At 71.1% G+C, this 25,596-nt stretch carries 26 protein-coding genes and 5 tRNA genes; 13 read left to right on the forward strand and 18 right to left on the reverse strand.

Going from position 1 to position 25,596, the window contains the following annotated elements:
- Nucleotides 1-83 precede the first annotated feature (83 nt).
- Both ACZ7LK_RS30350 and ACZ7LK_RS30355 read left to right on the forward strand, forming a co-directional pair.
- Nucleotides 84-317: an Lrp/AsnC family transcriptional regulator gene (locus ACZ7LK_RS30350; RefSeq protein ID WP_028802415.1), complete on the forward strand. Its 234-nt coding sequence runs from the start codon at nucleotides 84-86 to the stop codon at nucleotides 315-317.
- Nucleotides 318-337: 20 nt separating this feature from the next.
- Nucleotides 338-829: a DUF3515 domain-containing protein gene (locus tag ACZ7LK_RS30355; RefSeq protein WP_392277029.1), complete on the forward strand. Its 492-nt coding sequence runs from the start codon at nucleotides 338-340 to the stop codon at nucleotides 827-829.
- 124 nt (nucleotides 830-953) lie between these two features.
- On the opposite strand, the gene ACZ7LK_RS30360 is transcribed toward ACZ7LK_RS30355, so the two are convergent.
- The 3 genes from ACZ7LK_RS30360 to ACZ7LK_RS30370 all read right to left on the reverse strand — a co-directional run bounded on the left by ACZ7LK_RS30360 (nucleotide 954) and on the right by ACZ7LK_RS30370 (nucleotide 3,952).
- Nucleotides 954-2,102: a D-alanine--D-alanine ligase family protein gene (locus ACZ7LK_RS30360; RefSeq protein WP_469464501.1), complete on the reverse strand. Its 1,149-nt coding sequence runs from the start codon at nucleotides 2,100-2,102 to the stop codon at nucleotides 954-956.
- Between the two features lie 63 nt (nucleotides 2,103-2,165).
- On the reverse strand, nucleotides 2,166-3,203 hold the full coding sequence (locus ACZ7LK_RS30365) for an NAD(P)H-dependent glycerol-3-phosphate dehydrogenase (RefSeq protein ID WP_392277027.1): 1,038 nt from the start codon (nucleotides 3,201-3,203) through the stop codon (nucleotides 2,166-2,168).
- Nucleotides 3,200-3,952 (reverse strand): lysophospholipid acyltransferase family protein, encoded by a 753-nt coding sequence (locus ACZ7LK_RS30370; protein ID WP_392277026.1) that lies wholly within the window; start codon nucleotides 3,950-3,952, stop codon nucleotides 3,200-3,202. Before ACZ7LK_RS30370 ends, ACZ7LK_RS30365 begins: the two co-directional genes overlap by 4 nt.
- A 177-nt stretch (nucleotides 3,953-4,129) precedes the next feature.
- On the opposite strand from ACZ7LK_RS30370, the gene cofC reads away from it, so the two are divergent.
- Nucleotides 4,130-4,828 (forward strand): 2-phospho-L-lactate guanylyltransferase, encoded by a 699-nt coding sequence (gene cofC / locus ACZ7LK_RS30375; protein ID WP_471144477.1) that lies wholly within the window; start codon nucleotides 4,130-4,132, stop codon nucleotides 4,826-4,828.
- A gap of 10 nt (nucleotides 4,829-4,838) precedes the next feature.
- Entirely contained in the window at nucleotides 4,839-5,042 is a 204-nt protein-coding gene (locus ACZ7LK_RS30380) for a hypothetical protein (RefSeq protein ID WP_392277024.1), read from the forward strand.
- Nucleotides 5,043-5,370: 328 nt separating this feature from the next.
- On the opposite strand, the gene ACZ7LK_RS30385 is transcribed toward ACZ7LK_RS30380, so the two are convergent.
- The 4 genes from ACZ7LK_RS30385 to leuC form a co-directional block, all read right to left on the reverse strand.
- Nucleotides 5,371-6,039 (reverse strand): HU family DNA-binding protein, encoded by a 669-nt coding sequence (locus ACZ7LK_RS30385; RefSeq protein ID WP_392277023.1) that lies wholly within the window; start codon nucleotides 6,037-6,039, stop codon nucleotides 5,371-5,373.
- A gap of 140 nt (nucleotides 6,040-6,179) precedes the next feature.
- The gene (locus ACZ7LK_RS30390) at nucleotides 6,180-6,407 is read right to left on the reverse strand and encodes an SCO5555 family protein (RefSeq protein ID WP_392277022.1); all 228 of its coding nucleotides are present in this window, start codon (nucleotides 6,405-6,407) and stop codon (nucleotides 6,180-6,182) included.
- 483 nt (nucleotides 6,408-6,890) lie between these two features.
- Nucleotides 6,891-7,484, reverse strand: coding sequence for a 3-isopropylmalate dehydratase small subunit (leuD, locus tag ACZ7LK_RS30395; RefSeq protein WP_471144480.1), 594 nt, complete (start codon nucleotides 7,482-7,484; stop codon nucleotides 6,891-6,893).
- A gap of 6 nt (nucleotides 7,485-7,490) precedes the next feature.
- Nucleotides 7,491-8,915 (reverse strand): 3-isopropylmalate dehydratase large subunit, encoded by a 1,425-nt coding sequence (gene leuC / locus ACZ7LK_RS30400; RefSeq protein ID WP_469465144.1) that lies wholly within the window; start codon nucleotides 8,913-8,915, stop codon nucleotides 7,491-7,493.
- A 188-nt stretch (nucleotides 8,916-9,103) separates the two neighbouring features.
- Between leuC and ndgR the strand changes: the two genes are divergently transcribed.
- A complete protein-coding gene (gene ndgR, locus ACZ7LK_RS30405; RefSeq protein ID WP_017947593.1) occupies nucleotides 9,104-9,820 on the forward strand; it encodes an IclR family transcriptional regulator NdgR in 717 nt (238 codons plus the stop codon).
- Between the two features lie 141 nt (nucleotides 9,821-9,961).
- On the opposite strand, the gene ACZ7LK_RS30410 is transcribed toward ndgR, so the two are convergent.
- From ACZ7LK_RS30410 to ACZ7LK_RS30450, 9 genes are all read right to left on the reverse strand, one after another.
- A tRNA-Glu gene (locus ACZ7LK_RS30410) sits at nucleotides 9,962-10,034 on the reverse strand.
- Between the two features lie 20 nt (nucleotides 10,035-10,054).
- A tRNA-Gln gene (locus ACZ7LK_RS30415) sits at nucleotides 10,055-10,126 on the reverse strand.
- 16 nt (nucleotides 10,127-10,142) lie between these two features.
- Nucleotides 10,143-10,215: transfer RNA gene (locus ACZ7LK_RS30420), tRNA-Glu, on the reverse strand.
- Between the two features lie 60 nt (nucleotides 10,216-10,275).
- Nucleotides 10,276-10,348, reverse strand: a tRNA-Glu gene (locus ACZ7LK_RS30425).
- Nucleotides 10,349-10,388: 40 nt separating this feature from the next.
- Nucleotides 10,389-10,460, reverse strand: a tRNA-Gln gene (locus ACZ7LK_RS30430).
- A gap of 89 nt (nucleotides 10,461-10,549) precedes the next feature.
- Nucleotides 10,550-11,269 (reverse strand): HAD family hydrolase, encoded by a 720-nt coding sequence (locus ACZ7LK_RS30435; RefSeq protein WP_392277019.1) that lies wholly within the window; start codon nucleotides 11,267-11,269, stop codon nucleotides 10,550-10,552.
- A 147-nt stretch (nucleotides 11,270-11,416) separates the two neighbouring features.
- Nucleotides 11,417-12,889, reverse strand: coding sequence for a glutamate--tRNA ligase (gene gltX / locus ACZ7LK_RS30440; RefSeq protein ID WP_471144483.1), 1,473 nt, complete (start codon nucleotides 12,887-12,889; stop codon nucleotides 11,417-11,419).
- Complete coding sequence (locus ACZ7LK_RS30445) at nucleotides 12,882-13,670, reverse strand: fumarylacetoacetate hydrolase family protein (RefSeq protein WP_392277017.1); 789 nt, start codon at nucleotides 13,668-13,670, stop codon at nucleotides 12,882-12,884. The genes gltX and ACZ7LK_RS30445 overlap by 8 nt, the downstream gene beginning before the upstream one ends.
- 80 nt (nucleotides 13,671-13,750) lie before the next feature.
- Nucleotides 13,751-13,933: a hypothetical protein gene (locus ACZ7LK_RS30450; protein ID WP_392277016.1), complete on the reverse strand. Its 183-nt coding sequence runs from the start codon at nucleotides 13,931-13,933 to the stop codon at nucleotides 13,751-13,753.
- Between the two features lie 588 nt (nucleotides 13,934-14,521).
- Between ACZ7LK_RS30450 and ACZ7LK_RS30455 the strand changes: the two genes are divergently transcribed.
- The 8 genes from ACZ7LK_RS30455 (at nucleotide 14,522) to ACZ7LK_RS30490 (ending at nucleotide 25,109) form a co-directional block, all read left to right on the forward strand.
- Nucleotides 14,522-18,325: a sensor histidine kinase gene (locus ACZ7LK_RS30455; protein WP_471144486.1), complete on the forward strand. Its 3,804-nt coding sequence runs from the start codon at nucleotides 14,522-14,524 to the stop codon at nucleotides 18,323-18,325.
- A 9-nt stretch (nucleotides 18,326-18,334) separates the two neighbouring features.
- Nucleotides 18,335-18,748 carry a roadblock/LC7 domain-containing protein gene (locus ACZ7LK_RS30460; RefSeq protein ID WP_392277014.1) on the forward strand — a complete coding sequence of 138 codons (414 nt, stop codon included), beginning with the start codon at nucleotides 18,335-18,337 and terminating at the stop codon, nucleotides 18,746-18,748.
- Between the two features lie 121 nt (nucleotides 18,749-18,869).
- Nucleotides 18,870-19,277, forward strand: a complete 408-nt coding sequence (locus tag ACZ7LK_RS30465) for a DUF742 domain-containing protein (protein WP_392277013.1) — start codon at nucleotides 18,870-18,872, stop codon at nucleotides 19,275-19,277.
- Complete coding sequence (locus ACZ7LK_RS30470; RefSeq protein WP_392277012.1) at nucleotides 19,258-19,845, forward strand: GTP-binding protein; 588 nt, start codon at nucleotides 19,258-19,260, stop codon at nucleotides 19,843-19,845. Before ACZ7LK_RS30465 ends, ACZ7LK_RS30470 begins: the two co-directional genes overlap by 20 nt.
- Before the next feature lie 341 nt (nucleotides 19,846-20,186).
- Nucleotides 20,187-23,450, forward strand: coding sequence for a sensor histidine kinase (locus ACZ7LK_RS30475; protein WP_471144489.1), 3,264 nt, complete (start codon nucleotides 20,187-20,189; stop codon nucleotides 23,448-23,450).
- 10 nt (nucleotides 23,451-23,460) lie between these two features.
- Nucleotides 23,461-23,874 (forward strand): roadblock/LC7 domain-containing protein, encoded by a 414-nt coding sequence (locus ACZ7LK_RS30480; RefSeq protein WP_030980891.1) that lies wholly within the window; start codon nucleotides 23,461-23,463, stop codon nucleotides 23,872-23,874.
- Between the two features lie 97 nt (nucleotides 23,875-23,971).
- Nucleotides 23,972-24,547 carry a DUF742 domain-containing protein gene (locus ACZ7LK_RS30485; RefSeq protein WP_392277010.1) on the forward strand — a complete coding sequence of 192 codons (576 nt, stop codon included), beginning with the start codon at nucleotides 23,972-23,974 and terminating at the stop codon, nucleotides 24,545-24,547.
- Complete coding sequence (locus ACZ7LK_RS30490) at nucleotides 24,528-25,109, forward strand: GTP-binding protein (RefSeq protein ID WP_014048542.1); 582 nt, start codon at nucleotides 24,528-24,530, stop codon at nucleotides 25,107-25,109. Before ACZ7LK_RS30485 ends, ACZ7LK_RS30490 begins: the two co-directional genes overlap by 20 nt.
- Before the next feature lie 151 nt (nucleotides 25,110-25,260).
- Here the strand turns inward: ACZ7LK_RS30490 and ACZ7LK_RS30495 are convergent, their stop codons facing one another.
- Nucleotides 25,261-25,458: an acyl-CoA carboxylase subunit epsilon gene (locus ACZ7LK_RS30495; protein WP_392277009.1), complete on the reverse strand. Its 198-nt coding sequence runs from the start codon at nucleotides 25,456-25,458 to the stop codon at nucleotides 25,261-25,263.
- Between the two features lie 13 nt (nucleotides 25,459-25,471).
- Nucleotides 25,472-25,596 (reverse strand): carboxyl transferase domain-containing protein (locus ACZ7LK_RS30500; protein ID WP_471144497.1); only part of this gene is annotated, 125 nt, incomplete at its 5' end.

A 25,596-nucleotide genomic window follows, 5' to 3' on the forward strand; every position in this document is an offset into this window, starting at 1 on the left:
GGTCTCCCCGCTGCCCGCGACGACGCGGTACCGTGGCGTCCCTTTCTTCCCCACAAGATCCTCGTGGCCGCCCTGGAGGTTCCGTGGTACAGGCGTACATCCTTATTCAGACCGAGGTGGGCAAGGCGTCGACGGTCGCCGAGACCATTTCCAAGATCCCGGGGGTGATCCAGGCCGAGGACGTCACAGGGCCGTACGACGTGATCGTGCGCGCCCAGGCCGACACGGTCGACGAGCTCGGCCGCATGGTGGTCGCCAAGGTCCAGCAAGTGGACGGGATCACGCGAACGCTGACCTGCCCGGTCGTACACCTGTAGCCCCCGTCTACCCTGGGCCGGTGACGTCTTCGCACCGGCTTCGCCGCTTGCCCGCCCTGCCCGTCGCCGTCGTGGCCGCCACCGTACTGCTGGCGGCCACGGGCTGTTCCTCGACGGACGCGCAGCCGTCCGTCGCGGTTCCCAGCCCGCCGCCCGAGGAGGCGGCCCTGTGCGGCGCGCTGCACGAGGAGCTCCCGGAGACCGTCGCGGGACTCGACCGGAGTGATCCGGAGCCGGGTTCCGAGCTGACCGCCGGTTGGGGGGACGGGGCGATCGTACTGCGCTGCGGCGTCCCCCGGCCCGCCAGGATGAGCGATCCCCGCGCCCAGGCGATCGAGGCGGGCGGTGTGAACTGGATGCTGGAGCAGCGGAAGGGCGACGGGCCGCGTTTCACCTCGACGTATCGCAAGACGTACGTGGAGGTGTCGATGGGCGAGCGCTTCGCGCACGACGCCAGTCCGCTCGCCGCGTTCGCCGACGCCGTGAAGAAGACGGTCCCCCCGAGCGTCTAGGTCATGTCCGCAGGGCTCCCGGCCGGCCCGGGGGTCTCCCCCGCCCGTGGCCGGCCCCGACGACGCCCGTGACCGTCTCCGGTCACGGGCGTCGGTGCGGTGCGGCGCGGGCGCCGTGCGGGGCCTACCGCAGGCCGGTCGGGCGGCGCAGGGCGGCCTGGAGGAGCCGGTCGACGAGCTCCGGGTAGGCGATCCCGCTCTCCTGCCACATGCGCGGGTACATGGAGATCGGCGTGAAGCCCGGCATGGTGTTGATCTCGTTGATGACGAACTCGCCCTCGTCCGTGAGGAAGAAGTCCGCGCGGACCAGCCCCTCGCAGGACGCCGCCTCGAAGGCGGCGACGGCGAGCCGCTGCACCTCGGCGGTCTGCTCCGGGGTGATCGGGGCGGGCACGACGCCGGAGGCCGAGTCGATGTACTTGGCCTCGAAGTCGTAGAAGTCGTGGTCGGTGACGGGCGGGATCCAGGCCGGCACGGACGCGCGCGGCCCGTCCTCGAACTCCAGCACGCCGCACTCGATCTCGCGGCCGGTGAGCAGCGACTCCACGATGACCTTGGGGTCGTGGCGCCGGGCCTCCTCGATGGCGGCGTCGAGGCCGGAGAGGTCGTCGACCTTGGTGATGCCCATGGAGGAACCGCCGCGGGCGGGCTTCACGAAGAGCGGCCAGCCGTGCTCGGCGGCGAATCCGACGATCCTGGCACGGGCGGCGGAAGGATCCTGCTCCCACTCGCGGGGGCGGATCACCTCGTACGGGCCGACGGGCAGGCCGAAGGAGACGAAGACCCGCTTCATGTACTCCTTGTCCTGGCCGACGGCCGAGGAGAGCACACCGGCGCCCACGTAGGGCACCCCGGCGAGCTCCAGCAGCCCCTGGAGGGTGCCGTCCTCGCCGTAGGGGCCGTGCAGCATGGGGAAGACGACGTCGACGTCGCCCAGCGCCTTGGGGACCGCGCCGGGCTCGCTGTAGACGACCTCGCGGCTGCCCGGGTCGACGGACAGGACGACGCTGCCCTCGTCGGACCCGGTGAGGTCGGCGACGGTCGGCAGCGTGCGGTCGGCGATGGCCATCCGCTCCGGCTCGTCGGCGGTCAGCGCCCAGCGGCCGTCGGTGGTGATGCCGATGGGCAGCACGTCGTACTTGTCCCGGTCGATGGCGCGCAGGACGGCGCCGGCCGTGACGACGGAGATGGCGTGCTCGGAGCTGCGGCCGCCGAAGACGACGGCCACGCGCGGCTTGCGCCCGGTGCTGGTGGGGAGGTTCTCGCTGCTCATATCGCGATGAGCGTACCTGCTCCCCCCGGCGGCGTCAGCGACCGCGTGGCCGCCTGTCCGCTGTCAGCGCCGCTCGGGCTTGGCGGCGCGCGACATCAGCTCCTTGAGCGCCACCATGGGCGGCTTGCCCTCGTGGACGATGCCGACGACGGTCTCGGTGATGGGCATGTCGACGCCGTGCCGCCGGGCCAGATCGAGTACGGACTCGCAGGACTTGACGCCCTCGGCGGTCTGCCGGGTGACGGCGATGGTCTCCTGGAGGGTCATGCCCTTGCCGAGGTTGAAGCCGAAGGTGTGGTTGCGGGACAGCGGCGAGGAGCAGGTGGCGACCAGGTCGCCGAGGCCGGCGAGGCCGGAGAAGGTCAGCGGGTCGGCGCCCATCGCCAGGCCGAGACGGGTCGTTTCGGCCAGGCCGCGGGTGATGAGCGAGCCCTTGGCGTTGTCGCCGAGGCCCATGCCGTCGGCGATGCCCACGGCCAGCCCGATCACGTTCTTCACGGCGCCGCCGAGTTCGCAGCCGACGACGTCGGTGTTGGTGTACGGGCGGAAGTAGGGGGTGTGGCAGGCGGCCTGGAGCCGCCGCGCGACGGCCTCGTCGCGGCAGGCCACGACGGCCGCCGCGGGCATGCGGGCGACGATCTCCTTGGCCAGGTTGGGGCCGGTGACCACGGCGACGCGGTCCTCGGGCACCCCGGCGACCTCCTGGAAGACCTCGCTCATCCGCTTGGCGCTGCCCAGTTCGATCCCCTTCATCAGGGAGACCAGGACGGTGTCCGGGGCGAGGTCCGGGGCCCAGGCGGCGAGGTTGCCGCGGAGCGTCTGGGAGGGGATGGCGAGCACCGTGAAGTCGGCGCCGTGCGCGGCTTCGGCGGGGTCGGTGGTGGCGCGCACCGACTCGGGGAGTTCGGTGCCCGGGAAGTAGTCGGGGTTGGTGCGCGTGGTGTTGATCGCGTCGGCGATCTCCTTGCGGCGGCCCCAGAGGGTCACCTCGCAGCCCGCGTCCGCGAGCACCATGCCGAAGGCGGTGCCCCAGGATCCGGTGCCGAAGACGGCTGCCTTGACGGGGCGGCCCGCCGGGCCCGCCGTGTCGGGGCGTGTCACTTCGCTTCCTCCCCCGCGGCTTTGCGCCGCTGTTCCAGACGGGCCTTGCGGTGGTCGTACGGCGCGGCGGGGGCCTTCTCGCCCCGGACCTCCTCCAGGAGGGCGGTGATCGCGGCCATGATGACCTCGGTCGCCTCGCGCAGCACCTCGGGTGTGGGTTCCTTGTCGTAGAACCGGCTGAGGTCCACGGGGGGTCCGGCCTGTACGACGAGCGTCTTGCGGGGGAAGAGGCGGAGCTTGTTCTCCTTGGCGTACGGCGGCATCGCCAAGTTGGCGCCCCACTGGGCGACCGGGATGACCGGGACCTTGGTGAGCAGGGCGACGCGGGCGGCGCCGGTCTTGCCCGCCATGGGCCACATGTCCGGGTCGCGGGTGAGGGTGCCCTCGGGGTAGAAGGCGACGCACTCGCCCCGCTCGATGGCGGCGACGGCGGCGCGGAAGGCGTCCAGCGCGTTGGTCGTCTCGCGGTAGACGGGGATCTGTCCGGTGTTGGTGAGCATCATGCCGACGAACGAGCCCTTGAACAGGGCGGCTTTCGCGAGAAAGCGCGGAACCCGTCCGGTGTTGTACTGATAGTGCGCGTACGACAGGGGGTCGAGGTACGAGTTGTGGTTGACCGCGGTGATGAATCCGCCGTCGGCCGGAATGTGCTCCATTCCCCGCCAGTCCCGCTTGAACAGAACCACCAGTGGTGGTTTTGCGATGACCGCCGCAAGGCGGTACCAGAAGCCGATTCTGCGGCGGGACACTCGGACACCTTCCTCTGGGACTGGTTCGCCGGGGGTCAAGTGTCGCCCCAGCCCCCTGGTCTGTCGAGAACACCGTACGCCCCGCCCCCGGCACCGTTGCTCCGGGTCGCACCGGTGCCGCGCCACAATGGGCCCCGTCAGTCCCGGCCCGCCGGACGGCCGTCGTGCCGCCGGGCGGTGGCCGCCGTACGAGAAGGGGAGCACGCCACGAACGCCGACCCGACCGGCTCCTGGTCCCTGATCGTCCCGCTGAAGCCGCTCGTCCTGGCCAAGAGCAGGCTCGCCGGTGCCGCCGGCCCCCGGGTGCGGCCGCGGCTGGCGCTGGCCTTCGCGCAGGACACGGTGGCCGCGGCGCTGGCCTGCCCGGCGGTGCGGGATGTGTCGGTCGTCACGGACGATCCGGTGGCGGCGCTGACGCTCGGCGCGCTGGGGGCCCGCGTCGTCCCGGACGGTCCGGGCGCCGGGCTGAACGCCGCGCTTGCGTACGGCGCGGGCGTGGTGCGGGCGGGGCGCCCGGACGCCGCGGTGGCGACCCTGAACGCCGATCTCCCGGCACTGCGGCCGGCGGAACTGTCGCGGGTGCTGGCAACCGCCTCGGAATTCCCGCGGGCTTTTCTCGCGGATGCCGCCGAAATCGGTACGACATTGCTGGCGGCGGGTCCGGGAGTGGAATTGCGTCCGGCTTTCGGCGGGGCTTCGCGGCGCCGGCATTTGTTGTCGGGCGCAGTGGAAATCCGGCTGGACGGCGTGGGCTCGGTCCGGCAGGACGTGGACACGGGCGAGGACCTGCGGGCCGCGCTGGGGCTGGGGGTGGGGCCGCGCACGGCCGAGCGGTGGGCGGTGGACGCCGGCGCGGCGGGCGGGGCGGCCGGATAAGCTGCGGTCCATGCAGGCGACCGCGTACACCTACGACCCAGAATCCCGCAGCGGGAGCGTGCTGCTCGACGACGGCACGCCGGTGGACTTCGCCGCGGCGGCCTTCGACGCGGGCGGGCTGCGGCTGCTGCGGCCGGGGCAGCGGGTCCGTATCGAAACCGAGGGCGAGGGCGACGCCCTGCGCATCACGCTGGTGACGCTCCAGACGTTCTGACCGGCGGCCGGGCCGTCCGGCGGCCCCTCCGTACGCACCGCGGGCCGGGCTCCCTCTCGGGAGCCCGGCCCGGCGCGTGAGTGGCCCTAGGGGGTGTCTTGTCGATCATGCCGGATCGGCGAGAGCCCAGCCTGATCGGCGAGGCACCCCCTAGGGGGTGTCTTGCCGATCAGGCCGGGTCAGGGAGCGGCGTCCGGTGCCGTGGATCGCAAGGCGGAGGAGGGAGTCGATGCGGAGCATCGGCGACCGACGACAACGCGGCGAGGCGCGGTGCCGGACGCCGCGAGCCCGGCAGGATCGGCGAGGCACCCCCTGGGGCTCGTGCCGCTTACTTGCTGCGCGAGGTGGTCTTCTTGGCGGTGGTCTTGCGCGCCGTCGTCTTCTTGGCGGGCGCCTTCTTCGCCGTGGCCTTCTTCGCCGGCGCGGTCTTCTTGGCGGTGGTCTTCTTGGCGGCCGCGGTGGTGGTCTTCTTGGCCGGGGTGGCCTTCTTGGCGGCGGTCTTGGCCGGGGTGGCCTTCTTCGCGGTGGTCTTCTTGGCGGCCGCGGTGGTGGTCTTCTTCGCCGGGGTGGCCTTCTTCGCGGTGGCCTTCTTCGCGGCCGCGGCGGTGGTCTTCTTGGCGGCGGCCTTCTTGCCGGCGGTCTTGGCAATGGTGGGCGGGGGACCCGAAAGGCTGCCCTTGGGGGCCTTCTTGACCGCGACCTCGCCGCCCTTGGGGAGCTTCTTCGAGCCGCTGACCAGGTCCTTGAAGCCCTGACCGGCACGGAAGCGCGGAACGGAGGTCTTCTTGACCCGGACGCGCTCACCCGTCTGCGGGTTGCGGGCGTAGCGGGCCGGACGGTCGACCTTCTCGAACGAACCGAAGCCGGTGACCGAGACACGGTCACCGGCGACCACGGCACGGACGATCGCGTCGAGTACCGCGTCGACAGCATCGGCGGCCTGCTGGCGGCCGCCCATCTTGTCGGCAATCGCTTCTACGAGCTGCGCCTTGTTCACGTCTTCCCCTTCGGAGACATTGCCGGAACGAAAGTGTTCAAGCTTTTCGCACGTTAGGCAGATATATACCGCAAATCAAACACGAAACGGGCTAATCACCCTAGTGCCGCAACGAAGTCGGCCGCCGCGGAGTTGGAGTGTCAGTCCCCTTCAGGGAATCGGCCCTCGTCGAGGTCCTTCATCAACCGGTCCAGCCGCCTTGCCGCGCCTGCGAGATCGTGCTTCGCCACGGCCGTGGTGGCCAGCAGCTTCCGGGACAGCGCCATCCTTACGCCCTCCGGGACTTGCAGTTCGCGCACTCGGGTGTGCGCTTCTTTCAGTCGGGCTGCGACGGCCTGATAGAGCTCGAGTTGGCTGTCGCGTTCCATGCACCGATTGTGCCATCTGGGGCGAGTTGTCGCCTCCGTAGGGGGTAACTGGCCTGCTGTGGCGGCGTTTCACGACCCGGGCGCGGACCGGGCCTCCGACCGGCGTCTACCCCGCAATACGCGCCTCATGTAAGGCAGTTGACCCCTTCCCGCACCCCCTTCGAGGGTGCCGGAAGGGGTGCCCACGAGGCCCCCGGCAATGTCAGCCGGATGGCCCCCCGGAGGCCCCTCCAGGCGGCGGGCAAGGTCAGTTTCGGCCATCGTCACGACGCTTCGTGCGGCGGAGTTGGGCACCCCTCGGGCCCGGTGCCGGACCCTCCCCGGGCCGGGCCCCGCACCCCGTCCGGCGGGTGGCACGGAGGGGCTCTCCGGGTGGTGCGCGCGGAGGCGCTCTCCGGGCGCCCGTCCGGCCGCGGACACGACGGTGCCCCCGGCCGGGGATCGGCCGGGGGCACCGGTGGGTGACGCGGGGGGTCGGTCGGATCAGACCTGGAGGGTGCGCGGCTTGTGCGCCGGACGCTTGGCCTCGTACGCGGCGATGTCCGCCTCGTTCTGGAGCGTGATGCTGATGTCGTCCAGGCCATTCAGCAGCCGCCAGCGGGCGTTCTCGTCGAGCTCGAACGCGGCGGTGATGCCCTCGGCGCGCACCTCGCGCGCCTCCAGGTCGACGGTGACCTCCGCCCGCGGGTCGGCCTCGGTCAGCTCCCACAGCGCGTCCACGATCTTCTGGTCGAGGACCACGGTGAGCAGGCCGTTCTTCAGCGAGTTGCCGCGGAAGATGTCGGCGAAGCGGGAGGAGACGACGGCCTTGAAGCCGTAGTTCTGGAGCGCCCAGACGGCGTGCTCGCGCGAGGAACCGGTACCGAAGTCGGGGCCGGCGACCAGCACGGTGGCGCCCTGCCGCTCGGGGCGGTTGAGGACGAACTCGGGGTCCTTGCGCCAGGCCTCGAACAGGCCGTCCTCGAACCCGTCCCGGGTGACCTTCTTCAGCCAGTGCGCCGGGATGATCTGGTCGGTGTCGACGTTGCTGCGGCGCAGCGGCACGGCCCGGCCGGTGTGCGTGGTGAAAGCTTCCATGGTTGCTCAGACTCCGGCGGTCGCGGGGGCTTCGGACAGGTCGGCGGGCGAGGCCAGGTGGCCCAGTACCGCGGTGGCGGCGGCGACCTGGGGCGACACCAGGTGGGTGCGGCCGCCCTTGCCCTGCCTGCCCTCGAAGTTGCGGTTGGAGGTGGAGGCGGAACGCTCACCGGGCGCCAGCTGGTCGGGGTTCATCCCCAGGCACATCGAGCAGCCCGCGTGCCGCCATTCGGCCCCGGCCTCCTTGAAGACCTTGTCCAGGCCCTCCTCGACCGCCTGGAGGGCGACGCGCACCGAGCCGGGGACGACCAGCATCCGTACGCCGTCGGCGACTTTGCGGCCGCCCAGGATGCCGGCGGCGGAGCGCAGGTCCTCGATGCGGCCGTTGGTGCAGGAGCCTACGAAGACGGTGTCGACCTTGATGTCGCGCAGCGGCTGCCCGGCGGTCAACCCCATGTACTTCAGGGCGTTTTCGGCGGCCAGGCGCTCCGAAGCGTCTTCGTACGAAGCCGGGTCGGGGACGGACGCCGAAAGCGGCGCTCCCTGGCCGGGGTTGGTGCCCCAGGTGACGAAGGGGGCCAGCTCGGCGGCGTCGATGACGACCTCGGCGTCGAAGACCGCGTCCTCGTCCGTCCGCAGGGTCTTCCAGTAGGCGACCGCCGCGTCCCAGTCCTCGCCCTCGGGCGCGTGGGCGCGGCCCTTGAGGTAGGCGAAGGTGGTCTCGTCGGGGGCGATCATGCCCGCGCGGGCGCCGGCCTCGATCGACATGTTGCAGATGGTCATGCGGGCTTCCATCGAGAGCTTCTCGATGGCGGGGCCCCGGTACTCCAGGACGTACCCCTGGCCGCCGCCGGTCCCGATCCTGGCGATGATCGCCAGGATGAGGTCCTTGGCGGTGACGTCCTCGGGCAGCTCGCCGTCGACGGTGATGGCCATGGTCTTGGGGCGGGCCATGGGCAGCGTCTGGGTGGCCAGGACGTGCTCGACCTGGGAGGTGCCGATGCCGAAGGCCAGCGCGCCGAAGGCGCCGTGCGTGGAGGTGTGGGAGTCGCCGCACACGACGGTCGTGCCCGGCTGGGTCAGGCCGAGCTGGGGTCCCACGACGTGGACGACACCCTGCTCGACGTCGCCCAGGGGGTGCAGGCGGACGCCGAAGTCCGCGCAGTTCTTGCGCAGCGTCTCGAGCTGGACCCGGGAGACCGGGTCGGCGATCGGCTTGTCGATGTCGAGGGTGGGGGTGTTGTGGTCCTCGGTGGCGATGGTGAGGTCGAGGCGCCGCACCTGCCGGCCGCTCTTGCGCAGGCCGTCGAAGGCCTGGGGGCTGGTCACCTCGTGCAGCAGGTGCAGATCGATGAAGAGCAGGTCGGGCTCGCCTTCGGCGCGCCGGACGACATGGTCGTCCCAGACCTTCTCCGCGAGAGTCCTACCCATCGCTTTCCCTCCGGCCGACGTGGTGTGCCGGCTCCTCTAGAGATCTGTGGGCCCACGCCCGTAAACCCACGTTTCACGTGCTGGACGTCGACATCGGACCCGGTGGTCGTCGGTCCGTACGTACAGGGTGGCAAGTTCCTGGAGAAATTGAACTTGCGTTTCACAGAGTGAGACGTGAGTATCGTTGCATGGACAACTCTAGCGGCGTCGGCGTTCTCGACAAGGCGGCTCTGGTATTGAGCGCCCTGGAGTCCGGTCCGGCCACCCTCGCCGGGCTGGTCGCGGCGACAGGGCTCGCACGACCCACGGCACATCGCCTCGCCGTGGCACTGGAACACCACCGGATGGTGGCGAGGGACATGCAGGGCCGGTTCATCCTGGGCCCGCGGCTGGCGGAGCTCGCCGCCGCGGCCGGCGAGGACCGCCTGCTGGCCACGGCCGGACCGGTACTGACACATCTGCGTGACGTGACCGGGGAGAGCGCGCAGCTCTACCGGCGCCAGGGCGACATGCGCATCTGCGTCGCCGCGGCGGAGCGGCTGTCCGGCCTGCGGGACACCGTGCCGGTCGGCTCCACGCTCACGATGAAGGCCGGCTCCTCGGCCCAGATCCTGATGGCCTGGGAGGAGCCGGAGCGGCTGCACCGGGGCCTCCAGGGCGCCCGCTTCACCGCGACGGCCCTGTCGGGCGTACGGCGCCGCGGCTGGGCCCAGTCGATCGGTGAGCGCGAGCCGGGCGTGGCGTCCGTCTCCGCGCCCGTACGGGGCCCGTCGAACCGCGTGGTGGCCGCCGTGTCGGTCTCGGGGCCGATCGAGCGCCTGACCCGCCACCCGGGCCGGATGCACGCCCAGGCGGTCATCGACGCGGCCGCCCGCCTGTCGGACGCCCTGCGCCGCTCGGGCTGACCCCACCGTTCCTGCTGCCGGCTCCCGGCCCACCGCTCCAACGCCGCAGCGGTGGGCCGGAGTTGTTCCCGCTCGCGCCCGTCCACCCCTTCGGTGAACGCGAAGAAGCCCTCCCCTGCTGGGGAGGGCTTCTCCTGTACGTACCCCCGACCGGATTCGAACCGGCGCTACCGCCTTGAGAGGGCGGCGTGCTAGGCCGCTACACAACGGGGGCGTGCATCCTGATGTGACGCGCTGGGCTACCAGGACTCGAACCTAGACTAAATGAACCAGAATCACTCGTGCTGCCAATTACACCATAGCCCATGGTGGTTTAGACCAGTACCCCCGACCGGATTCGAACCGGCGCTACCGCCTTGAGAGGGCGGCGTGCTAGGCCGCTACACAACGGGGGCCCTAGCGATCCTGCATCGTGACCATGGGAGCTACCCAGACGGTCACGCGGGAAGGATCTGTACCCCCGACCGGATTCGAACCGGCGCTACCGCCTTGAGAGGGCGGCGTGCTAGGCCGCTACACAACGGGGGCTTTGCGGATGTGATCCGCGACGCAGATAAGCTCTGCGGAGCTGGCCTACCAGGACTCGAACCTAGACTAACTGAACCAGAATCAGTCGTGCTGCCAATTACACCATAGGCCACCAAAACGCAACCCCCGGTGGGGATTTTGTTCGGGTTACGCTTCCGGGTTCCGGCCTTTCGGCCCGCTCCCCTCGGCGCAGAAAGAACATTACCCGAAGGAGTCCGGGGCTCCAAAACGGGTATCGCCGCGCAGCAGGGCGGGGAGCTCGTCGAGGCCCGAGATCGAGGTCAGCTCGGGTCTGCCGCCCGCTCCGGCCCGGTCCAGCCAGATGCCGGTCAGCCCGGCCTCCACGGCGCCCCGGGCGTCGATGTCCGGGTGGTCGCCGACGTACGCCACCTCCGCCGGACGCAGCCGGAGGGCGTCACAGGCGGCGTGGAAGGCCGCCGGGTCGGGCTTGGCCACGCCCAGCTCGGCCGCGCAGAGCAGCACCTCGAAGCGGTCCCGTACGCCCAGCACGCGCAGCTTGCGCTCCTGGTTGTGGACGGAGGAGTTCGACAGGGCGGCGTGCCGGTAGTCGGCGGCCAGCAGCTCCAGGGCGGGCAGGGTGTCCGGGAACAGCTCCCAGGCGGCCTCGTAGTGCCGCAGGTAGCGCTGGAACCAGGCGTCGGCCTCCGCGTCGGTGAGCGGTGCCCCCAGGAAGTCGCGGACCCGGTCCCGGCGCTGCGCCTCGAACGTGACGCCGCCGGCCTCGAAGCGCCGCCAGTGGACGGCGGTGAGCTCCTTCCAGCGGGTGAGGGCCTCGTCGACCGACGCGTACCCGTCCGTCAGGCCCTCGGCCCGCAGGTGGAGCCGCATGCCGGCGCGGTCGGCGCTCGCGTAGTCGAAGATCGTGTCGTCGATGTCCCACAGGACCGCGCGGATCGCCATGTCCCCGACGGTACCGCCGGGGCCCGCGCCCCGCGGCGGTACGTGGCGGATCCGCGGCGGCGCGGGGCGGAGGTGTACCGGCCGGGGGTACGGCGGAGGGGCGCCGGCCGTGGTGGCCGGCGCCCCTCCGGGCGTACGGGGGACCCTTTACGCGGCGAGCTTCACCAGCGCGGCGTCGATGCGGGCCAGGGTGCGGTCCTTGCCCAGGATCTCCAGGGACTCGAACAGCGGCAGGCCGACGGTGCGGCCGGTGACCGCGACGCGGACCGGGGCCTGGGCCTTGCCGAGCTTGAGGCCGTGCTCCTCGCCGGCGGCGAGGACCGCGCCCTTCAGGGACTCGGGGCTGGTCCAGTCCGCGGCCTCCAGCTTGGCGCGGGCCGTGCGCAGCAGGGCGTCGGAGCCCTCCTTCATGGCCTTGGTCCAGGAGGCCTCGTCCTGGACCGGCTCCTTCAGGAACAGGAAGTCGACGTTGGCCGTGATCTCGGAGAGGACGGTCAGCCGGGTCTGGGCGTGCGGGGCGATGGCCTCCCACGCCGCCCGGTCGAAGTCCTCCGGCGCCCAGGGGGCGTGCGGGGCCCGGAGCCAGGGCTCGCAGGCGTCGGTGAACGCCTTCACGTCCAGCATGCGGATGTGGTCGCCGTTGATCGACTCGGCCTTCTTGAGGTCGAAGCGGGCCGGGTTGGCGTTGACGTCCGCGATGTCGAACTTCTCGATCATCTCGGAGACGGTGAAGACGTCCTGGTCGGCGGAGAAGGACCAGCCGAGCAGGGACAGGTAGTTGAGCAGGCCCTCGGGGAGGAAGCCGCGCTCCCGGTAGATGTTGAGGGAGGCCTGCGGGTCGCGCTTGGAGAGCTTCTTGTTGCCCTCGCCCATCACGTACGGCAGGTGGCCGAAGGCGGGGACGTCCTTGGCGATGCCCAGCTCGATCAGCGCCTTGTAGAGGGCGATCTGGCGCGGGGTGGAGGAGAGCAGGTCCTCGCCGCGCAGGACGTGGGTGATCTCCATCAGGGCGTCGTCGACCGGGTTGACGAGCGTGTAGAGGGGGGCGCCGTTGGCGCGGACGATGCCGTAGTCCGGGACGTTGTCCGGGGTGAAGGTGAGCTCGCCGCGGACCAGGTCGGTGAAGGTGATCGGCTCGTCGGGCATGCGGAAGCGGACGATCGCCTCGCGGCCCTCCGCCTCGTACGCGGCCTTCTGCTCGTCGGTGAGGTCGCGGCACGTGCCGTCGTACCCGGACGGCCGGCCGGCGGCGCGGGCGGCCTCGCGGCGCTCGTCGAGCTCGGTGGCGGTGCAGTAGCAGTGGTACGCGTAGCCGGCGGCGAGCAGCTTGCCGGCGACGTCCCGGTAGATGTCCATGCGCTGCGACTGGCGGTACGGGGCGTGGGGGCCGCCGGTCTCGGGACCCTCGTCCCAGTCGAGGCCGAGCCAGCGCAGCGAGTCGAGGAGCTGCTGGTACGACTCCTCCGAGTCGCGGGCCGCGTCGGTGTCCTCGATGCGGAAGACCATAGTGCCCTGGTTGTGCCGGGCGAAGGCCCAGTTGAACAGGGCGGTGCGGACCAGGCCCACGTGGGGGTTGCCGGTCGGCGAGGGACAGAAACGTACGCGGATCGCGTTAGCCACGCTTGATCACCTTGTTGGTGAGAGTGCCGATGCCTTCGATGGTGACGGCGACCTCGTCGCCGACGTTGAGCGGTCCGACTCCGGCCGGGGTGCCCGTGAGGATGACGTCGCCCGGGAGCAGCGTCATGGCCTCGGTGATGTGGACGACGAGGTCCTCCACGGAGCGGACCATGTCGCTCGTACGACCCAGTTGGCGCTGTTCTCCATTGACGGTGCACTGGATCGTGACGTCGGAGGGGTCGAGCTCGGTCTCCACCCACGGGCCCAGGGGGCAGGCGGTGTCGAAGCCCTTGGCGCGCGCCCACTGCTTCTCGCGCCGCTGGACGTCCCGGGCGGTGACGTCGTTGGCGCAGGTGTAGCCGAGGACGACGTCCTTGACGCGCTCGCGCGGGACCTCGCGGCACATGCGGCCGATCACCACCGCGAGCTCGGCCTCGTGGTGCAGCTCGCTGGAGAAGGAGGGGTACTCGATGGCGTCGCCGGAGCCGATGACCGAGGTGGTGGGCTTGAAGAAGGCGACGGGGGCGTCCGGGACCTCGTTGCCGAGCTCCGCGGCGTGCTCCGCGTAGTTGCGGCCGATGGCCACGACCTTGTTGGGCAGGACGGGGGGCAGCAGCCGGACCTTGCTCAGCGGGACCTTGGTGCCGCTGAGTTCGAAGTCGCCGTACGGAATACCCTTGATGATGTCGAGGACGAGACCGCCCTCCTCGCCGGGGGCGCTGTCGCCCTCGACCGCGCCGAAGGCGACATTGCCGTCGATGGAGAACCTGGCGATGCGCACGGGATGCCGCGCCCCTTACTTCCGCTGGCTGGAGTCTGACGCTCCAGGCTAACGCGGCAGGCGCCCGCCACCCGCCGTTCTCAGCGGGCGGCCGGGACCGGGGCGTCCATCAGGGTCGTGCGGCGCGGGTTGGCGGTGCTGGCGGGGAGGTCCACCGAGTGCTCCGGGCGCGCCCCCTGGTCCAGCTCCCCGGCGTCGGCCAGGTGCATCAGGGTGGTGCGGCGGGGGTTGGCGATGCTGCGCATGGTCATCGTCGTCTTCATCGGTGGCTGCAGACCTCGGTGTGCGGACGGCGCCGGGGGCGCCTGGTGGACAGAGCTTCGACTATGTAAAGCGTCAGGCTAAACATGTGATTCCCAGCAAATGACGGTAGATGGCAACGATCTATATGTGAGTTTGCTCACGCACCATGGGACGTTCCCGACATTCCGGATGGACGCCAGGGGTGGAACAAGCGGACATTAGGTACCTGAATGCAGCATTCCGCTGCTGATCATGGCGACTGGGACACCCCCCACCTTCCACGACCCCACCACCGATTCGTACGCGAACGTCCGATTCCTCCCTGATTTGCTTCTACGCCCGGTGACCCGCCCCTCACGGCCGGTGACCCCGTCCAGGGGGTGGGCCGTCGGCCTTGTTGGAGATCCGGCACTGTGCTGGAATTCCACGCACCGCCGCGGATTCCAGACCGGCGCGCTGGGGCGCAACACAGCGCCGAGCGGCGGTGAGGAAGGGGGATCTGCGCCGGTCACTCACGACCACCACTGGAGCGCGCTCGCGCTCCACGACGCCGACACCGTCCTGTCCGTTCGCGCGGAAGGACGCCTGGTCCAGAGGTTGCGACGCTAGTGCAGGGACGTTTCAAGAGGGATGGCAACGGGTCTCCCCAGGCCCGCCAGGGCCGAGGGGAAGCTGCGGCGGAGCAGGAGCCGCGCGGCGGGACCGACCGCGGCTCCTCGCCCCAGCACACCCAGAACCCGGGACCGGCGACCGCCGGCGACGGCGGCGGTGACCGTGCGGGACGTTCGGGTGCCGGGCAGGGCGGCGACGCCAAGGCCGGCAAGTCCAGGGCGGCCAAGCTCGGCAAGGGCGGCCGGGCCGCGAAGGACAAGGACACCAACGACGCCGCGGCGTCACCGGCGGTGAAGAACCCCACCGACGCCGGGTCGCGAATAGCCCTGCGCAACTGGCGCATCAGCACGCGTCTGGTCTCGCTGCTCGCCCTCCCCGTGGTCGCCGCGACCACCCTGGGCGGCATCCGTATCAACGAGTCCATGAACGACATGGAGCAGCTGGACCACATGCAGCTGCTCACCAAGCTGACCCAGGAGGCGACCAACCTCGCCCAGGCGCTCCAGGAGGAGCGCGACCTGACGGCCGGCCCCCTGTCGAACGGCGTCGCCCCCAGCGACTACAAGGTCGCCCAGTGGCGCACCAAGGCGGACCGCGCCCGTGACGCCTTCCTCGACGCCACCACGGACATCGGCGAGACGGAGGACGACGAGGCCCTCCAGAGCATCCGCTCCAACGTCGAGCAGATCGCCCGCCAGGTGGTCACCCTCGGCCACATCCGCGGTGGCGCGTACAACGACAAGTCCCAGGACTTCCAGACGGTCGAGCGTTACAACCGTCTGATCAACTCGCTGCTCAGCCTGTCCCAGGACATGGCGCAGGCGACCAGCAACCCGGAGATGATCAAGCGGACCCGCGCGCTCGCCGCGTTCTCGTCCGCCAAGGAGTACGCCTCCATCCAGCGCGCCGTCATCGCGGCCGCCCTTCCCACGACGAACCAGCAGAAGGGCGCGCTGGACCCGAACGACCGCGAGTACGGCGCGGCCGCCCGGGAGAACGAGCGGCAGGCCCTGGACTCGTTCGCGCTCATCTACAGCTCCCTGGGCGGCGACCCGACGGAGCTCATGGCGCCCCTGGGTCCCAACAACCCCTCCATCTCCAAGGCCGACGCGTACGCGGAGATCGTGCTCCGCAACGACAAGGGCATGGACCAGCAGGACCCGCGCGGTTACCTGGACTGGACCGACGCCTACGCGCCCAAGATGCAGGTGATGGACACCATCGAGGCCTCGCTGCTGGGCGACATGGACAGCACGGCCCGTGAGCTGCGCCAGGAGGAGCAGCGCGACGCGATCATCAACGGTGCGCTGATCCTCCTCGTGCTCGGTGTCTCGCTGGTCGGCGCCTTCGTGGTGGCCCGGTCCATGATCCGGTCGCTGCGGCGGCTCCAGGACACGGCCACCAAGGTCGCCCAGGAACGGCTGCCCGAGCTGGTCAAGCAGCTCTCCGAGGCCGACCCCCAGGACGTGGACACCTCCGTGGAATCGGTCGGTGTGCACTCCCGGGACGAGATCGGCCAGGTGGCCGCGGCCTTCGACGACGTGCACCGCGAGGCGGTCCGCCTCGCCGCCGAGCAGGCCCTCCTCCGGGGCAACGTCAACGCGATGTTCACCAACCTCTCGCGCCGTTCCCAGGGCCTCATCCAGCGCCAGCTTTCGCTGATCTCCGAGCTCGAGTCCCGCGAGGCCGACCCGGACCAGCTCTCCTCGCTGTTCAAGCTGGACCACCTCGCCACGCGTATGCGCCGGAACGGTGAGAACCTGCTCGTCCTCGCGGGCGAGGAGCCGGGGCGCCGGTGGACCCGGCCCGTCCCGCTCGTCGATGTGCTCCGTGCCGCCGCCTCCGAGGTGGAGCAGTACGAGCGCATCGAGCTGGCCTCCGTGCCGGCCACCGAGGTCGCGGGCCGCGTGGTCAACGACCTCGTGCACCTGCTCGCCGAGCTGCTGGAGAACGCCACGTCGTTCTCCTCCCCGCAGACCAAGGTCCGCGTCACCGGTCACGCGCTGCCCGACGGGCGGGTGCTCGTCGAGATCCACGACACCGGTATCGGCCTGTCCCCCGAGGACCTCGCCGCGATCAACGAGCGGCTCGCGTCGCCGCCCACCGTGGACGTGTCGGTGTCCCGCCGCATGGGTCTGTTCGTGGTCGGCCGCCTGTCGCTGCGGCACGGCATCCGGATCCAGCTCCGCCCCTCCGACTCCGGCGGTACGACCGCGCTGGTCATGCTCCCGGTGGACGTCGCCCAGGGCGGCAAGAAGCTTCCCGGCAAGCCCGGCCAGGGCGGCCCCGGCGGCCAGGGCGCGATGCCGCAGGGCCCGTCGGGCCCCGGTGGCCGGCTGACCGGCGGCCCCGGCGCGGCCGGTGGCGGCCGTCCCGGCCTGGCCGGCGGCCCCGGTGCCGGCGGTCCGGGCGGTGCGTCCGCGGGCCGGCACGGTCTCGGTGCCGGTGGTGCCGGTGGTGCCCGTGGCCAGGTCGGTGCGGGAGCCGGTTCCCGGCCCGCGCTGCCCGGCCGGGACGAGGCGGCCGGGCGACCGGGCGCGTTCCAGGGCGAGCCGGGCCAGGGCGGACCGCAGGGCGGCCGTCAGGGCCGGCCGGGCCAGGGCCAGGGCGCTCCGGCGGGCCGGCCGCAGCAGCCCCAGCAGCAGCCGCAGGACCCGCAGCGTCAGGGTGCCGGTGCCACGGGCGCCTTCGGCGGCGGTGCCGGTGGCGGCCGGGGCACGCGGGACAACGGCATCCCGACGCGCTCGGACGTCTGGCAGAACGGCCCCGGCGAGCAGGGTCCCCGGCCCGGCGAGCAGCAGGCGCCGCTCTCCGGCGGTCCGCGTGCCGAACTGCCCGGTGCCGCTCAGCAGTCGCAGCAGCCGCAGCGCCCGCAGCAGCAGGGGCAGAGGGGACAGCAGGGCCGGCAGGGGCAGCAGCCCCGGCAGTCCGCGCAGCCTCTCCAGCCCACGCAGCAGCAGCAGGCGCAGCAGCAGCAGGCGCAGCAGCCCCAGGCGCAGCGCCCCCAGCGCCCGCAGACCACGAGCTGGGGCGCGGACGTGCCGCGCGGCCACGAGGAGCCGGAGACCACCGGTCAGTACGGCCGCCCGTCGGCCGACCGGCAGGGCCACCAGGACCCCGCGTCCACGGCCCAGTTCGCCCGGCCGGACTACGACGCCCCGCGCCCGCAGGCGGAGGCGCTGCCTCCCGCGCCCGGCGCCGGGGACGGCCGTACGCCGCTGTACGACACGCTGGAGACCAACTGGTTCCACCAGAACGGTCAGGCCCAGCAGGCCGCCCAGCCGCAGGCCCCGCAGCAGGACCGGTCCGCGCGCGGCAACGCCACGGGCCAGTACCCGGCCCTCGACCAGACCGTGGCCACCCCGGCCGTACCGCAGCAGCCGGTGCCGCCGGCGCGGCCCTCGCAGCAGCGGCCCGCACCGTCGCTGCCGTCCCGCCGCGACGGGCAGGGCGCGGGCCAGGGTGCCGGCGCCGCCCAGGGCACCGACCCGGCCGCCACGACCGGTTCGTGGCGCACCTCCCCCAACGACGAGCTGGTGCGCCAGGCCGAGCGGGTCCGCAAGCCCGCCGCCGGCGGCGTCACCACCTCGGGCCTGCCCCGCCGGGTCCCGCGTGCCAACCTGGTACCGGGAACCGCGCAGGAGTCGGCCCACCAGACCGGTCCGCAGGTCTCGCGTGCGCCTGACGACGTACGCGGCCGCCTGACCAACCTCCGCCGCGGCATCCAGCAGGGGCGTCAGGCAGGCAGCTCCACCACGGGCAGTTTCCCTCTCGGCCCCACCCACCAGCAGGAGCGTTAGTTGAGACCGATGAGCCAAGCGGCCCAGAACCTGAATTGGCTGATCACCAACTTCGTGGACAACACCCCAGGGGTGTCCCACACGGTGGTGGTCTCCGCCGACGGGCTCCTGCTGGCCATGTCCGAAGGGTTCCCCCGCGACCGCGCCGACCAGCTCGCGGCCGTGGCGTCCGGACTGACCTCGCTGACCGCGGGGGCGTCCCGGATCTTCGAGGGCGGCGCCGTCGCCCAGACCGTGGTGGAGATGGAGCGCGGCTTCCTCTTCCTGATGTCCATCTCGGACGGCTCCTCCCTGGCCGTGCTCTCGCACCCGGATGCCGACATCGGCCTCGTCGGTTACGAGATGGCACTGCTCGTCGACCGCGCGGGCAGCGTCCTCACCCCTGACCTGCGCGCGGAACTGCAGGGCAGCCTGCTGCACTGAGGCGGTACGCCCCAATCCGTACCGTCCCCCCTCACGCCTTGTTCACCGTCGGCCGCCCCCTCCGGCCCCCCACCGGCCCAGTCAGACGACAGGCAGACCACCTGCTGTCACTGGAGGATCAATGACCCCGCCCCCCGCCTCTCACGATCCGTACGGCGTCTCCATGGACGCCGGGTACGGGCTTGAAGGCGACCAGCCGCTGGTCCGGCCCTACGCCATGACCGGCGGCCGGACCCGGCCGCGCTACCAGCTCGCGATAGAGGCGCTGGTCAGCACCACGGCCGACCCGGCCCACCTGGGAAGCCTGCTTCCCGAGCACCAGCGGATCTGCCACCTGTGCCGTGAGGTGAAGTCGGTGGCAGAGGTGTCGGCGCTGCTGTCGATGCCGCTGGGCGTCGCCCGGATCCTCGTCGCCGACCTGGCGGAGGCGGGCATGGTGGCGATCCACCAGCCGGGCAATGGAGAGGCCGGCGGAACGCCGGATGTGACACTGCTCGAAAGGGTGCTCAGTGGACTTCGCAAGCTCTAGCGGCGGCTCCGGAGGCGGGCGTTCGACCACCTCCGCCAAGATCGTGGTGGCGGGCGGGTTCGGCGTGGGCAAGACCACGTTCGTCGGCGCCGTCTCGGAGATCAACCCGCTGCGTACCGAGGCCGTCATGACGTCCGCGTCCGCGGGCATCGACGACCTCACCCACACCGGCGACAAGACGACCACCACGGTCGCCATGGACTTCGGCCGCATCACCCTGGACCAGGACCTGATCCTGTACCTGTTCGGTACACCTGGTCAGGACCGCTTCTGGTTCATGTGGGACGACCTGGTCCGCGGCGCCATCGGCGCGATCGTCCTCGTCGACACCAGAAGACTGGCCGACTGCTTCCCGGCGGTCGACTACTTCGAGAACAGCGGCCTGCCGTTCGTCGTCGCCCTCAACGGCTTCGAGGGGCACCAGCCGTACACCCCGGAGGAGGTCCGCGAGGCGCTCCAGATCGGTCCGGACACCCCGATCATCACCACCGACGCCCGCCACCGCGCCGACGCCAAGAGCGCCCTGATCACCCTGGTCGAGCACGCACTCATGGCACGTCTCAAGTAGTCGCGGCCGTACGGCAGTTGTCGTAGGGACGAATCGGGGCCGAGTGTGTCCTTTGACACGGTCGGCCCCGGTGTTCATAACGTTTCGACAGAGAATTGCGGGGCGCCGGACACGAGACGCATCCGTATGGTGCCACTGTGCTCACATGAGCCCCGTCTTTTGACGGGGCTCGCTCTTTATGCCCGTTTTATCTGAGGTCTGTACCACTGGTAACGACCCGATCGAGGGGTTTGGAACGCGGCCGCTTTACGTGCTGCAATGCGACGAACTCCCGAGTAGTACGGCCCCTGAACAGAAAAACGGCACAATGTAGGTGCCGGCGCCGAGAGGTTGTTGGTCGAGTGAGGCGAAGCACGAAAAGCGCCGCAGAGCAGCAGGCGCGGGGCAACTTCACCCCGCCCGCACGCACAGCGGTGCCGCCTGCCGATACGCCCGGAACGCCATCGGCCGCCTCCGGCGGCGGTGCCGGCTCGGGCAGCTCCAGCAAGCTGTCCCCGCGCAACTGGCGCGTGGCGACGCGGCTGAACGCCATCCTCCTCATACCCGTGCTCGTCGGGCTCGTCATGGGCGGCTTCCAGGTGAAGACGGCCATCGACACCTGGCAGGAGGCGCAGGACGCCGAGAAGACGGCGCTCATCGTGCGCGCCGCCTCGGAGTACGGCCAGGCGCTGCTCAACGAGCGTGACCTCACGGCCGAGCCGCTGCTCCGGGCGAAGAGCGCCGCGGACCGGCAGAGCAAGGACGTCACCGACCACTACGCCAAGACCGAGGCCGCGAAGAAGAAGTTCGACGAGGCCGTCCAGGACATGCCCTCCGGGCAGGGCCTGGAGCGCCGCCTGGAGCAGTTCAGGGTCGAGGAGCCGGAGCTCCAGAAGCTTCGCCAGGCGGCCTACTCCAAGGCCCTGGACCCGGTGAAGACCGAAGAGGGCTACACCAAGGTCCAGCACTACCTCATGGAGTTCGCCAACGAGCTCGGGCTGGGCACCGGCAACGTCACCTCCTACGGCCGCATGGTCTACGCCATCCAGCTCGCCCAGGCGGCCCAGTCCCTCCAGCGCTCGATCGGCGCCCACCTGCTGGTGCGGCCGAGCAAGGACGACGCGACGTTCGCCGCCCAGAGCAGGGCGTTCAGCTCGTACAACTACCTGGAGCAGATCGCGCTCGGCGAGTACAACTCGGGTGGTACCGAGGAGGACGTCGAGAAGCTGACGGCGGTCATGCAGCGCCGGGCCACCGAGGGTGACAAGGCCCTCCAGGCCGCGGGCATGACCCTGCCCAAGGACGAGCGGGGCTCGGTCCTCGGGCCCATGGTCCAGGCCATCGGCGAGGCCGAGGACGCCGACGCGATCAAGGAACTCCAGGCCAAGGGCATCACCAGGGAGACCTGGCTGGGCGCCTCCACGTCCAAGTTCGACGGGTACGGCGAGGTCAGCACCGAGCTCGTGAACAAGGCCGTGGACGAGGCCGCCGAGATCTCCGCCGACGCCAAGACCGACGCCATCGTCAACGGCGCCATCGTCGTGGTCGCCCTGCTCGCCGCCTTCATCCTGGCCGGGATGATGGCGCGCCAGATGAGCACGTCGATGAGCCGGCTGCGCAGCGCCGCCTTCGGCATCGCCGAGCAGCGCCTGCCGATGCTGGTCGACCAGCTTTCCCGTACCGACCCGGGCCGTGTCGACACCCGCGTGCAGCCGATCCCGATCGACTCCCAGGACGAGATCGGCGAGGTCGCCCGCGCGTTCGACCAGGTCCACCGCGAGGCCGTCCGGCTCGCCGCCGAGCAGGCACTCCTGCGGGGCAACGTCAACGCGATCTTCACCAACCTGTCGCAGCGCAACCAGTCGCTGATCGAGGGCCAGCTCACCCTGATCACCGAGCTGGAGAACAACGAGGCCGACCCGGACCAGCTGGAGAACCTCTTCCGGCTGGACCACCTGGCCACCCGTATGCGCCGCAACGGCGAGAACCTCCTCATCCTCGCCGGCGAGGAGCCCGGCCGCCGCTGGAACCAGCCGGTCCCGCTGGTGGACGTGCTGCGTGCCGCCTCCTCCGAGGTGGAGCAGTACGAGCGCATCGAGCTCACCGGTGTCCCGGAGTCGGAGATCCACGGCCAGGCCGTGACCGACCTCGTGCACCTGCTGGCCGAGCTGCTGGAGAACGCCACCACCTTCTCCTCGCCGCAGACCAAGGTCCGCGTCACCGCGACCCGGCTGCCCGACGGCCGGGTGATGGTCGAGATCCACGACAAGGGCATCGGCCTGACCGCCGAGGACTTCGCCGACATCAACCACAAGCTGGCCAACCCGCCGACCGTGGACGCCGCGATCTCGCAGCGCATGGGCCTCTTCGTGGTCGGCCGCCTCGCCGACCGGCACGGCATCCGCGTCCAGCTCCGCCCCTCGGGCGAGCAGGCCGGTACGACGTCCCTGGTGATGCTCCCGGACGCGATCACCCACGGTGGTGGTGGCGACCCGGCCATGCAGGACGACTTCACCGTCTCCCAGATCATCCCGGAGCAGCAGGCCTTCGAGCCGGCCCCGATGCGGACGGCCGCGGAGCTCGGCTTCGACGACTCCCGCTACGAGCAGCAGCAGGCCGGCGACGGCAACGCCCTGGACCCGGTGGGCCGCTCCCGGCTGCGCGAGGAGCGCCGTGCGGCGCTGGGCGCGCAGCTCCAGGGCGCCACCGAGGACGACCGGCCGGTGTACCGCGACGAGGCGGCCCAGGACCAGCAGGCGCCCGCGTACGAGCAGCAGAACGGCCAGGAGCAGTACGGCTACGAGCAGCAGCAGTACGAGCAGCAGAACGCCTACGCCCAGGACGGGTACGACGGCTACCAGCAGCAGCAGCAGTACGACGGCGGCGACTATGCCACCGGCGAGTACACGACCGGCGAGTACGCCACGGGTGAGTACGCGACCGGTGACTACGCGACCGGCGAGTACCGGGAGCCGTCCTATGCGGAATCCGATTTTCCGGCTCAGGAGTCGCAGCAGCCGCAGTACGACAACCAGTTCGAGCCCCAGCCCCACCAGGGCGAGTGGCCGGAACAGGGCACGTACGAGGGCGGCCACGACTCCGGGTACGCGGCGGAATCGGAATCTTCCCAGGGCGCTCCCACGAACGGCCCGGAACGCGTAGGCTTCTCCTCGGGCCCCACCCCGAGCACCGGTCACGAGCTGACCGACGCCGGTCTGCCGCGCCGCGGCAGCCAGCAGCAGGCTCCGGCCCCGCAGCAGCAGGTTTCTCGGGCGGAGCAGACGCAGCCGGTCCAGCGGGTCTCGCAGAGCAGCAGCGAGGACAACGGTTCCGAGGGCTGGCGCTCGACCAACGACGAGCGCTGGCAGCGGGCCGAGAAGCTCCGCGAGCCCAAGGCCGGCGGGGTCACCCCGTCCGGACTCCCGCGGCGCGTTCCCAAGGCCAACCTGGTCGAGGGCACGGCGGAGCAGACCCCGCAGGGCGGCCCACAGGTCTCCCGCGCCCCGGAGGACGTGCGCGGCAGGTTGAGCAACCTGCGGCGCGGTGTCCAGCAGGGGCGCAACGCGGGAACGGACACGAACGGATCGGGCCTCGGCCCGGGTAGTACCTACAACCAGGAGCGTTAGTGTGAGCCCGATGAGCCAGGCGGCGCAGAATCTGAACTGGTTGATCACCAACTTCGTGGACAACACCCCCGGGGTGTCCCACACGGTGGTGGTCTCCGCCGACGGACTCCTGCTGGCGATGTCCGAGGGTTTCCCCCGTGACCGTGCCGACCAGCTCGCGGCGGTGGCGTCGGGACTGACGTCACTGACCGCCGGGGCGTCCCGGATCTTCGAGGGTGGCGCGGTCAACCAGACGGTGGTGGAGATGGAGCGCGGCTTCCTCTTCATCATGTCGATCTCGGACGGCTCCTCGCTGGCCGTCCTCGCCCACCCGGACGCCGACATCGGTCTGGTCGGCTACGAGATGGCCCTTCTGGTGGACCGCGCGGGCACTGTCCTCACCCCGGATCTCCGCGCCGAGCTCCAGGGAAGTCTTCTCAACTAGCAGACGGACCGTGCGTTTCTCGCCACCGCACCATAGGGTGCGGTGGCGCGGCTCCACAGGGACATGGAACCGGTGAACGGCAGTCGGAGGAGGAAAAGTGGCAACACCCCCAGGCGGACACCACCCATACGATGGTGCGCACCGGTCGCAGGGTGAGAACGCCCAGAACCGCTTCAACTTCCCTTCCGCACCGAGCGGTCAGGGCGGCATGCAGCAGCCTCAGCCCTACCAGCAGCCGCAGCCGGGCCCCAGCTACGTCCAGCCGCAGGCACCGCGTACCCAGCCGGTGCAGCAGCGACGGCGTCCGGATCCCGCGCCCACGTCGGGCAACCACAACCCGCTGGTCCGTCCGTACGCCATGACCGGCGGCCGGACGAGGCCCCGGTACCAGCTCGCCATCGAGGCGCTGGTGTCCACCACGGCCGATCCGGCCAGGCTGCAAGGGCAGTTGCCCGAGCACCAGCGGATCTGCCGGCTGTGCATCGAGATCAAGTCGGTCGCCGAGATCTCGGCACTCCTCTCCATTCCCCTCGGCGTTGCCCGGATCCTCGTCGCCGACCTGGCGGAGGCCGGACTTGTCGCCATCCACCAGCCCGGCGGCGACGAGTCCGCCGGCGGCCAGCCAGACGTGACACTGCTCGAAAGGGTGCTCAGTGGACTTCGCAAGCTCTAGCGGCGGTGCAGCCCGCTCAACCACCAGCGCGAAGATCGTGGTGGCGGGCGGATTCGGCGTGGGCAAGACCACGTTCGTCGGCGCCGTCTCGGAGATCAACCCGCTGCGTACCGAGGCCGTCATGACGTCTGCGTCCGCGGGCATCGACGACCTCACCCACACCGGCGACAAGACGACCACCACGGTCGCCATGGACTTCGGCCGCATCACCCTGGACCAGGACCTGATCCTGTACCTGTTCGGTACGCCCGGTCAGGACCGCTTCTGGTTCATGTGGGACGACCTGGTCCGCGGCGCCATCGGCGCGGTCGTCCTGGTGGACACCCGCCGTCTCGCCGACTGCTTCCCGGCGGTCGACTACTTCGAGAACAGCGGCCTGCCGTTCGTGATCGCGCTGAACGGCTTCGACGGCCACCAGCCGTACACCCCGGACGAGGTCCGCGAGGCGCTCCAGATCGGACCGGACACCCCGATCCTCACCACCGACGCCCGCCACCGCGCCGACGCCAAGAGCGCCCTGATCACCCTGGTCGAGCACGCGCTGATGGCGCGCCTGCGGTAGACCGCCCCGCCACGCCCGCGCGCGTGAAGGCCCGCACACCCCTGGGGTGTGCGGGCCTTCGCCGTACCCGCTCCGTACGGCAGGCAGTACGGGGCGGGTACGGCGAAGGGCCCCGCACCGGTGTGGTGCGGGGCCCTTCGGAGCGGCGGGGTCAGCCCTGCCAGGAGTGCGGGGCGCGGAAGCCGCCCTGGCGCTCCAGGCGGCGCCAGCCGGCGGTGGAGCGGACCCGGCGGGCCGGGGTGGCCGCGGGGCGCGCGGACGCGCGGGCCAGGAGGACGGCGGTGATGGCCGCGAGCTCCTCGGGGCCGGCGTGGCCCTTCTCGACGCGGAGCAGGTTGGTGTCGGTCACGTGGGGCTCCCTCTTACTGGGGCGGGTTGCCGTGCTTGCGGGACGGCAGGTCGGCGTGCTTCGAGCGGAGCATCGCCAGGGAGGCGATGAGGACGGAGCGGGTTTCGGAGGGGTCGATGACGTCGTCGACCAGACCGC

The sequence above is a fragment of the Streptomyces sp. NPDC039423 genome (assembly GCF_055598725.1).